This is a genomic window from Methanocaldococcus sp., from assembly GCF_024490875.1.
GTDB lineage: Archaea > AGJL01 > Methanococci > Methanococcales > Methanocaldococcaceae > Methanocaldococcus.
Genome location: NZ_JACCLX010000002.1, coordinates 1 through 8,427 on the forward strand (window position 1 = coordinate 1; position 8,427 = coordinate 8,427).

Consider the following 8,427-nt stretch of genomic DNA (forward strand, 5'->3'; position numbering starts at 1 on the left):
AGAGTTCAATTCGGTCTAAGAAATTGTGTAGAAAGCTTCTTCTCCCTCCTTAAACGAAAAACTAAGTCCTTCTATAATAGATTCCCTAATAATTTCAAATTTATTACCATTATCTCCTGGCTTAATTCTTTCGCCTCCATCTATAACTACTTCTTATCCTTATCTTGACAATCTCAGTATAGTATTGTAAAAAAGTATAGAATTATATAATTAAATATTTAGATACAATATAAAATAAAAAATATAAATTTAATAATATCCAGCGGTATTCATTGTCTCTAATTTTTCTTTTAATTTTAAAGCCTCTTCTATTTCTTCGGGTTTAAATGGTCTTTCAGAGGCTATTGAAACTATAGCCTTGTCTATGTATGTGTTTCTGATCTTCATACCCTCTGGGAAAACTCTATTCATAAAATCCATTACTTTATCTATAAAATCTTTCTGAGTATCGTAGATATCCATATCTAAATCAATTTCAGAATCAGTTATAATTTCAAATCTTGAAGGTTGCTCTATAACATGTATCTTTTTTAATAAGTATGGAACATATGTTTCATCAGTTATCTTTAACTTATATATGGTTTTACCATCTTGTTTTTTTTGTTCCACAATTTCAGCAAAATCTCTTATTTTAATCATCTTTCTTGTTGGTTTTGGAAGAACTCCCAATATAAAATAAGGTTCTTTTTCCTTTGCAATAAATTCTATTCTAATTATTGATTTTCCCAATAACAAATCTTCCAATGCAGTTTGTATAACTTTCGTATATATTTCCTTTCCAGATTTATCATCGCATTGAACAATAATCTCAGCCATAGCCATCCCTTCCTAAAATTAAATAAATTTAAATAAAAAGTTAATAAAATCAAAGATAAAAATTTATTTAAAACTCTTACCAAAGTTATGATTTTATCTTTTTATATCTAAATCCAGATGCTAATAAAGCGGCTCCAACAGCTCCAATTAATTGAGAGTATCTTGGAACAATAATCTTTCTTCCTAAAACTTCTTCCATTGCTAAAACTAAACCTTTTAACAAACTACTACCTCCAACCAATATTACAGGGTCTCTAACATCGACTTCTTGAAGTTGTTGCTCAAAAACTTGCTCAGCAACTGAGTGAGCCGCAGCAGCAGCAACATCTTCTGGTTTTGCACCTTCAGCTAAGGCTGTAACTAAATCTTGAATACCAAAGACAATACAATAACTATTCATTTTTATTTTTCTCCAATCACCTTTTGCTGCCAACTCTCCTAACTCTTGTAGAGAAACCCCCAACCTTCTTGCAGTTATCTCAAAGAATCTACCACTTGCACCAGCACAGATTCCCCCCATAGTGAAACCATCAGGAATAGCATCATATAATGAGATAGCCTTATTATCCATCCCTCCAATGTCTATAACAGTTGCCTCCCCTTCCTGCTTATCCGCCAAATATGCCGCTCCTTTTGAGTTAACAGTTAATTCTTCTTGTATTAAATCAGCATTAAAGTATTTTCCAACTGTGTATCTCCCATATCCAGTTGTTCCAATAGTTTCTACTTGATCTAATGATATTCCCGCCTCTTTTAATGCATTATCAACTGCCTCTTTTGCAGAGCCAATTACATCCTTAGTATATAGCCAACCAGTCCCTGCAACATCGTCATCTATCATAACAACTGCCTTTGTAGTTGTAGAACCACTATCTATTCCTAAACTTATGCCTTCCTGTTTCTTTCTTGCTAATAAAGATTTTCTTTCAACGATTGTAGTTAATGCTTCCATTCTTGTTAATAACTCAGAAGCCTTAGTTCTTTCAGTAAAAGAATACATAACTACTGGTAAATTGGTATTCTGCTGAATAAGTTTTCTAACTTCATTTCTAACCAATGCACCTTCTGCACATCTAAAACATGTTGCTATAAACACTGCCTCAGCATCTGTATTTCCTTCAATAATTGACATTGCCCTTGCAAACATTAGTTTTAAATTTGCAGATCCTACCTTAAAACCTAATCTTTCTTCAACTTCATCAATATACGATAAATCGACTTCTGGAAAAACTAACTCTCCTCCAACACTATTAGCCGCTTTTTCTATTTCACGATAAACTCCGCTCCATTCTGCACCGCATGTTAATAATGCAATCTTTATCATACTTTACACCTTATATTTATATGGAAAATTTTTTATCAATTTTAGCATATCACTTTCTGATATATATTCCTTTGTGCCTATAATCAAACTTTGTCTTTCCAATATTTTACCAAACAATATTATAGGACATCTATTTTTTACAGCAATATCAACTACTTTTTTATATTCTTCCTCTGGAACTGCTAATATATAAGCTCCCAAGTATCTTGTAGCTCTTGGATATGGGAGAGAATATATATTAGCCCCTTTCTTTGATTTAATTAACATTTCCAATAAATTCCCTAACCATCCTCCTCTTGAAGCATCCTTACATGCATTTATTTTAATATTTTCATTTAAAATTTCTAAGTATGTGTCAAATTTTTTCTTTGCTTTATAAATTCTCTCTCCTACATCTCCTTCCACAGGATCTCCAAGCATAACTAACAAATCTCCCTCTTTTGCTCCACTGTCTCTTATTATTAAATCATCTTTAATTAATTCTCCAAAGACTGCCACTGAAATGCAAGATTTTAGTTCTTCAATTGTCTGAGTATTTCCTCCAATTATTGGAATCTCTAAACCTATACTCTGCTTTCTTAACCCATTAACAGCATATTTTATCTCATCTTCATTTTTTGCTTGAATAGCATTTAATGCAAATTTTGGCTTAGCCCCCATTGCCACTACATCACATGCTGTATGAATTAATGCTGTTTTACTACCTAATTTTAGAGGATATGGACCTTCCATATTTAAAACAAAATTATTTACTACTATAGCGTCATCTCCTGCTTTAATACCACATTTTAAATTTTCAACTAAGTCATCAAAGTGCCAAAAGGCTTTTCTTGGATAATTTGTTTCTAATATGTGATTTATAGCAATCTTTAACTCATATTCTAAATTTTCCATAATCACACCAAATATTTTATTATTCATTTCTTAACGCCTTTATTGGGTCTAAATTTGCCGCTTTATATGCAGGATATAAGGCAGAGATTAAAGAAGTTAAAATTCCAAATATAACTCCAATTATCATATAAACTATTGCATAATAAGATAGTGATGTTTTTAAAAGATAATGAACAATTAAATAACCAAAGAATAAACTCAAAAATGCTCCTATTAAAGAACCAATAATCCCCAAAATTAATGCCTCATATAAAAATAATAATATAATGTCTCTTTTTGAAGCTCCCAAACTTCTCATCACTCCGATTTCTTTTGTTCTTTCAACAACACTCATTAACATAACGTTTCCAATTCCAATTCCAGCAACTAATAGAGAAATAGCCCCTATACCCATTAAAAAGTAAGAAACTTTATTTATAACATCATTAATCTTATTAATTATTAAATTTAAAGATAAAATGATATATTTTTTCTCTTTTCTATTTAGGATTTTTTCAGTTTCATTTTTGATTTTATTTATATCATTTATATTTTTGACATATAAAATAACTCTTGAATAATTCTCATTTCCATAAAATCTTTTATATGTTTTTGCAGTTAAAATTAAAGAGTTATCTGGAAAAAGAAATGTACTATTGTATATTCCATTAATTCTTAAAGAGATATTTTTTATCTCCAATTGATTTCCAATACTAACACCATTTACTTTTGAAAAAAAGGTATCAACAGCAACTGATGTGTCTGAAACTTTTACTCCTAAATTTAAATACTTTATATCATTTTTATCAATACCAAAGATATTTGCATAAGCTCTCTTATTTTTACCTTTTATATACACATAATCTGATGTGGCATAAATTGGAATAATCTTACAATTTAAAATTCTTAATCTATCAATATCTTTTTTATCAATTGATGTATATCCATTCTGATAATTTGGAAATATTATAATATAATTTGAAATACTTCCCAAATTTTCCATAATTCCTTGTTTTAATCCTCCTCCTAAAATTCCTAATGAAGATATTGCTGCTACTCCAATAATTATCCCTAACAATGCTAAAATACTTCTCAAAAAATGCCTTTTTAAATTTCTCTTAGCCATTTCAAAATACATAAAATATCACTTATCTAACTTTTCAATTTAATAACTCTTCTTTCTCAATTCTTCCATCTTTAATGTAAATTATTCTATCTCCAAATCTTGCAACATTTGGGTCGTGAGTAACTACAATTATAGTTTTTCCATTTTCATTTAATTTTTTTAACAACATCATAATCTTTTCTCCTGTCTTACTATCCAAAGCTCCTGTTGGTTCATCTGCTAATATAATTGGTGGATTATTTGCCAAAGCTCTCGCTATAGCCACTCTCTGCTGTTGTCCCCCACTCAATTGATTTGGCTTATGATTGGCAAATCTCTCCTCTAATTCAGCCATTTTTAAACACTCTAAAGCCCTTTTTTTTCTCTCTTCTTTACTCATTGAATTTCTATACTTAAAAATTAGTGGAAGTTCTACATTTTCTAAGGCAGTTAATAGAGGAATTAAATTAAATTGCTGAAAGACAAAACCAATTTTATCTCTCCTAATTTTTGTTAATCCATTGTCATCTAAGTCATTTGTCCTTATATTGTCAATATAAACCTCTCCTTCTGTTGGTTTGTCCAAACAACCAATAATATTTAAAAGTGTAGATTTTCCACTTCCAGAAGGGCCCATAATTGAAACAAACTCTCCCTCTTTTATTCTTAGATTTAAATCTTTTAGGGCGTATATGGTCTCATCTCCCATTTTGTAGATTTTTGTTACATTTTTTAGTTTAATCATTCTTTCCCTTTTTAAATCCTCTATAAATTAAATAAACCACTCCTATAACAAATATAATTCCTATCCCCATTACTAAATAATTAATTTCCTCACTATTTTCATTTTTTAAGGAAATAACTTCTTTATTAATTTTTATTGTTTTATGGATTGTTATTAAGTTGTTATTTTCATCCCTATATGTTATTTTAATTGGAATTTCGCTTACATTTCCATTTATTACACAGTGTAATTCAAAACTTCCATAATCATCAGGATTTAATGTTCCTACAAAATAGTTCTCATATGGCTTTTTTGGGATTATATTCTTAGTTCTTACTATTGAGATTAGAACACTCTTCGCCTTTCCAGTTCCTATATTGTCAATATCCCCTGTTATTTTTACCTCATTAAATGAACTTTCTACATCAATCCCACTTAAAACTAAATCTGCCTTTCCTATAACATCTATCGTTAAGTTTTTCTCTATTTGGTTGTTATCAAAGTATATAACTACGGGAATTGAGGTAATTCCTTCTTTATCTACTTTTATTTGGAATGATGTATTTTTTATTTCTCCTTTTTTAATAAATACGGTTTTTTGGTTATTTTCAATAAAGTATTTACTTATTTGGACTATAAATAGAGAATCTTTATAGTTATTTTTTATTGAGATTGTTAAATTATTAATTTTTCCAACTGTTATTATTGGATTATTTATATTTATCGAAATTAATTTATTTGGAAACACATTGAATGTTAAACTGCCTAAATTCTCAACTATATTTTTATTTTGATATGTTAAAGTTTCTGTTTTTGAATCCCCGTTTATTGTTTCTGATTTTTGAGTTAATTCCAATAAATCATAAGGATTTTCGTAGGATATTTTATAATTTATAGAATAAACTCCCTCTTTTTTAGCAAATATTGTTAGTGGAATGCAAGTTGTAATTTTAGGACTCAAAGATGTTATTGTAAAAGTATTGTCTCCTAAAATTACTAAATTGTTTGAATTTTGAAAGGTTATTTTAATATTCTCAGCTGTTCCTGTTCCTTTATTAGTTAATAGAATTAAAACTTTATTAGTTCCAACTTTTAGAATATTACTGTTAGGTTTTATTATAATATTTGCCTTTCCTCTTACAGGAAGTGTAAAAATTCTATTTTCAGAGTATTGTTCTCCATTTTTAGTATAGTTACAATAAACTACCATTTTATAGTCATAATTTGGTGCATTATCTTTAATTTTTATAATAAAATGAGCAACACCAATTTCAGATGGGAAAAGATGTCCTATCCACTGCTTACCTTTAATTATTTGAATATATTCTTCTGACATTTGGTTGTAAGGTTTTATATAAACGAGAGTGTTATTAATCTCCTCATCTGATTCAAATGTTACATATAAATCATAGGTTTTTGAAGGCTCTAAGTATTGAGTTTTATAGTCAATATTTTTAAATGTTATATAGGCAGAGGTTTGAGTTAAAAGAATAAAAAGTAAAAAAGTAATTAATAGATTTTTTAATTCTCTCATATTTTTCCCTCAATTTATAGAAATTTTAATACACTGTATAGTTGATATAAACCAAATATAACTGTTGGGATTAATGCAGTTATAAATGCCTTCTTTAACTCTAAGTTTCTTGCATATTTTATAGCATAAGTCCATATATATAAGTTCCATATCGTTACAGCAAATCCTATTAATGCATTGGTGTATATTAAAGTTTTTGGAAATATCTGTTTCATAACCATTTTAACAATAATAGGGTTTTGTAGTTGTTCCATTGATAATGTAGGAATATGAACATTTGATAGGAAATAGTATCCAATTGGTATAGTTATACATAAAGCAATTAAATTAGGTAAAAATCCATAGCCAATGAATTCAAAAGTCCTTTTAAAAGAGCCATTCCCACCAAATGCCATTGATATAATATGCATAACTATTGCTATTAATAGCCACGCCACAAACCCTCCAATAAATGCTGAAATCGCTGATATAATTGTCATAAATGATAACATACTCTGCATATCTTGAGGAAAGATTTTAAACATAACTGATGATGTATAGTAGGAGTATATTGATAAAAGTATAGAGAAAATTAAGACAATAATAAAGGGCTCTTTAAGAGAGATTTCTTTATTAGACAAATTTTTAAAGAAGTTGTTTGGATTTAAGATGAGTTCCTTTATATCCATTATATCCCCCGTTATTTTTTTAGTGGTTAATTAGTATTTAGTTATATTTAAATTTTATGTTAATAGATAATTTGCTACTTTTGGAGTAATATAAACCTCCACAAAAGCGGCTATAATTATCAATATTATTGAAATTAATGCTAATTTTAAAAATTCTTTTATATCTTCTTCTGTTATTGGTTTTTCTTTTTTGTCTAATAAATAGAGAGTTATTTCATAGGGGATTTTGAAACCTGCTACTGCTGATATTAATAGTGCTGGGATTTCAAATATTCCGTGCGGAAGAATTAAGGCTAAAATTAATTTTAAAGGTTCATTAGTTTGAAATGTGGAACCAATTAAAACACCTACATTAAAACCGTTGTATATTAAGTTTATAAAAGTGGATAAACCGAAAGTTATAGAGCCAGCTAACATTAAAAAGATTACTTTTAAGTTGTTTGTTAATATAAAAGGAAAATTAAATTTTATATCTAACTTTTGATTTATTTTTTCTCCTTTGTAGTTTTTTGAAAAGTCATTTATGAATATAAAACCAGATATGAATCCTATTGAGAAGATTAAAATTGTTAATATTATCAGTAGGTTTTTCATGGTTTCACTAATATTGTAATTAGTATAAAAAAATACTTAACAGTAATAGTGTCTTATTTATTATCCCTCTTTTTTAGCTTTTTAATATTGAATATCTTCGTAATTATTACAATTGTAGCTAATAATAATGATACCATCATATTTATAGTAAATTTTCCATTGTATATAAAATATATCGTTAATAGCACAAGTATTAGATATAATAGTATTGATGAATATAGTAAATACTGCTTTGGATATAGGGAATATATTATCATAAATATCACTGTTGTAATAAATAATAAAGAGTGAATCATATTAATTGTAAAGTTTCCAATAAGTATTGAATATATAGATATACTTAATAATATAACATAAAGCACTATAAGAAAATACAATAAATGAGTTTTTGGAAAAAAATATCTCTCCTGATTCTCTTTCATAAAATGCCACCTCACCATAAAAAAATAAAATTTAAATTATTTATGCCATAGTAGCGACTCCTGTAGCTAAGAGAACTAACCCAACATCTGAACCTACTCCAGTACAGCATGCTATAGTACCAACATCGAATATAAGTTGCCCTGCATTACATAATCTTTGACCATATTCTTTATCAATATTCCACGCCATATATACTTGGCCAATATCACCTAAAGCAACAGGCTCAGCTACTAAAGCACCTATCATACTAACTAAAACTACAGCTCCGAAAACTTTTAATACATTGCCTTTTAATATATTCATAATGCCACCTCTTTATGGTGGTTCAATATAGCCCGTTAATATTGGCTCCGCCCATAGAGGGCA

The 8,427-nt window shown here is 28.3% G+C and carries 10 protein-coding genes and 1 pseudogene; 1 reads left to right on the forward strand and 10 read right to left on the reverse strand.

Features of this window, described 5'->3' with window-relative positions:
* A pseudogene (locus HZY31_RS00030) lies at positions 1–168 on the forward strand (IS6 family transposase); the annotation flags it as partial.
* Positions 169–249: 81 nt separating this feature from the next.
* Here the strand turns inward: HZY31_RS00030 and HZY31_RS00035 are convergent.
* The 10 genes from HZY31_RS00035 to HZY31_RS00080 form a co-directional block, all read right to left on the reverse strand.
* Positions 250–816, reverse strand: a complete 567-nt coding sequence (locus HZY31_RS00035) for a methanogenesis marker 17 protein (protein WP_297317444.1) — start codon at positions 814–816, stop codon at positions 250–252.
* 85 nt (positions 817–901) lie between these two features.
* Entirely contained in the window at positions 902–2,140 is a 1,239-nt protein-coding gene (locus tag HZY31_RS00040; RefSeq protein WP_297317445.1) for a methanogenesis marker 15 protein, read from the reverse strand.
* 3 nt (positions 2,141–2,143) lie between these two features.
* The gene (locus tag HZY31_RS00045; protein ID WP_297317446.1) at positions 2,144–3,034 is read right to left on the reverse strand and encodes an AIR synthase related protein; all 891 of its coding nucleotides are present in this window, start codon (positions 3,032–3,034) and stop codon (positions 2,144–2,146) included.
* Positions 3,035–3,053: 19 nt separating this feature from the next.
* A complete protein-coding gene (locus HZY31_RS00050) occupies positions 3,054–4,151 on the reverse strand; it encodes an ABC transporter permease (protein ID WP_297317447.1) in 1,098 nt (365 codons plus the stop codon).
* 22 nt (positions 4,152–4,173) lie between these two features.
* Entirely contained in the window at positions 4,174–4,863 is a 690-nt protein-coding gene (locus tag HZY31_RS00055) for an ABC transporter ATP-binding protein (protein WP_297317448.1), read from the reverse strand.
* The gene (locus tag HZY31_RS00060; protein WP_297317449.1) at positions 4,856–6,376 is read right to left on the reverse strand and encodes a COG1361 S-layer family protein; all 1,521 of its coding nucleotides are present in this window, start codon (positions 6,374–6,376) and stop codon (positions 4,856–4,858) included. The genes HZY31_RS00055 and HZY31_RS00060 overlap by 8 nt, the downstream gene beginning before the upstream one ends.
* 14 nt (positions 6,377–6,390) lie before the next feature.
* Complete coding sequence (locus HZY31_RS00065; protein WP_297317450.1) at positions 6,391–7,044, reverse strand: YIP1 family protein; 654 nt, start codon at positions 7,042–7,044, stop codon at positions 6,391–6,393.
* 54 nt (positions 7,045–7,098) lie between these two features.
* Entirely contained in the window at positions 7,099–7,638 is a 540-nt protein-coding gene (locus HZY31_RS00070) for a stage II sporulation protein M (RefSeq protein ID WP_297317451.1), read from the reverse strand.
* Between the two features lie 53 nt (positions 7,639–7,691).
* Positions 7,692–8,060 carry a hypothetical protein gene (locus tag HZY31_RS00075; protein ID WP_297317452.1) on the reverse strand — a complete coding sequence of 123 codons (369 nt, stop codon included), beginning with the start codon at positions 8,058–8,060 and terminating at the stop codon, positions 7,692–7,694.
* A 40-nt stretch (positions 8,061–8,100) separates the two neighbouring features.
* A complete protein-coding gene (locus HZY31_RS00080) occupies positions 8,101–8,250 on the reverse strand; it encodes a hypothetical protein (RefSeq protein ID WP_297317453.1) in 150 nt (49 codons plus the stop codon).
* Positions 8,251–8,427: the final 177 nt, after the last annotated feature.